The sequence below is a fragment of the Selenomonas sp. oral taxon 126 genome, assembly GCF_001683335.1.
Lineage (GTDB): Bacteria > Bacillota > Negativicutes > Selenomonadales > Selenomonadaceae > Centipeda.
In genome coordinates, this window is record NZ_CP016201.1 from 652,975 (window position 1) to 653,919 (window position 945).

The window sequence follows — 945 nt, forward strand, 5'->3', positions numbered from 1 at the left end:
CTCCATGTCCGTGATGATGTAGAGCACGGAGGGCAGTTCCTCCTGCGGCACACGGTTCTTCACCGCTGTGCGCAGGAGGAGGCGGAACACCGCTTCAAGATTTGTGTTTGCCACCTCGTCAAAGCTTTTGCAGTAGTGCACACGCTCCACAATCGTCGCTCCCTTGATCTCGACAAGCCGCGGATTCCTGGAAAACGTGATAAAGCACCCATGAAACGCACCCGTATTGCGTTCGGCGAAGTAGATGGCAAGCGAGAGCGCGACGCTGCTCGGCAGGGGGTTCCCGCCCCAGTACATCGAGCCGGAGCCATCGAGCACGACGAGTGCGTTCTCTCCATGCGTATAGTCGGGCAGTGCGCTCCATGTGACATCAAGGGTACGCGCCTCCTCTTGCGGGATTTGCGGTGTCACTGCTCCACTGAGCGGACGGATGATCTCGTAGGGATAGAGCGTTCCCGTATGCAGCTGCTCCGCACCGCACGCGACGCGTTCAAGGAACGCCTTGTACCGCTCCATGTCGTTGCGCCAAAACGCTGCGCGGTACTTGAACATCGCCTTCGACGGCTGCTTTGCGTAGTCAAAGGTATAGTCCCTCGTGCGCAGGGCGTTCTCGATGAGCGCAATGCGGCGGCGCAGACGGACGAGCATCCTGCGGTAGTCCGCCTCCCTCATCCCGAACAGGACCGCGAGGCGGCGCGCCTGTCTGCGCGCCGCACGCGAGGAGGTGTTGACGGACGGCAGCCACTTCGCGAGGAGGGAGACAGGCTGCTCCTCCCATGCCGCCCGCAGATCTTCTGTCAGCTGTGCACGAATGAGGCGAACAGCGGCGTCCTCCAACGGCGTGCCGAGGAGGACGAGCAGATCGTCCCAGCGGCCATACTCCGGCACGAGGTGCAGATTCTTTTCGAGGACGGCGGGCGCGTAGGCGGCGAGATGGACGAGCAG

The 945-nt window shown here is 62.2% G+C and carries 1 protein-coding gene; it reads right to left on the reverse strand.

All coding sequences use genetic code 11. The features are described 5' to 3' along the window. Nucleotides 1-945, reverse strand: a 945-nt coding sequence (locus tag AXF19_RS02760; protein ID WP_237141669.1) for a DUF2828 family protein, incomplete at both ends; no start/stop codon positions are given.